1 protein-coding gene is annotated in these 536 nt (G+C 59.7%); it reads left to right on the forward strand.

The window, feature by feature from the left end:
• Positions 1-57 precede the first annotated feature (57 nt).
• The coding region (locus AWB68_RS46085; RefSeq protein WP_374729675.1) for a globin domain-containing protein at positions 58-536 on the forward strand (479 nt) is incomplete at its 3' end.

Raw genomic sequence — 536 nt, forward strand, 5'->3', positions numbered from 1 at the left:
ACGCCACGGCAGACCGAAATCATCAAGTCGAGCGCGCCTGTTCTGAGCGAGCACGGAATGACCGTGGTTACACGGTTCTACCGTCGCCTCTTTGAACATCATCCCGAGCTCAGGAATCTCTTTAACCACGCCAATCAGCGCTCCGGTGGACAGTCGGAAGCGCTGGCGCATGCAGTCTGGGCTTACGCCTCCAATATCGACAATCTTGGCGCGCTCGGGCCAGCGGTCAGGCGTATTTCCCAAAAGCACGCCAGCCTCGGTGTGCAGCCCGAGCACTATCCTGTCGTGGGCGAGCACCTGCTCGCCGCAATGGCCGAAACGCTCGGTGATGGCTTCACCGAGGAAATGCGTGACGCCTGGGCCGCCGCATACCAGCAACTGGCCGACGTTATGATCGGCGCCGAGCGAGAATTGTACGATCAGCGTGCGACACAACCGGGTGGCTGGATCGGATGGCGGCCTTTTGAGGTCGCGCGCAAAGTTGATGAAAGTGAGGAGATTTCATCGTTCTATCTCGTGCCCACGGACGGAAAGGA

Origin of the sequence: Caballeronia choica, from assembly GCF_001544535.1 — a bacterium.
Classification (GTDB): Bacteria; Pseudomonadota; Gammaproteobacteria; order Burkholderiales; family Burkholderiaceae; genus Caballeronia; species Caballeronia choica.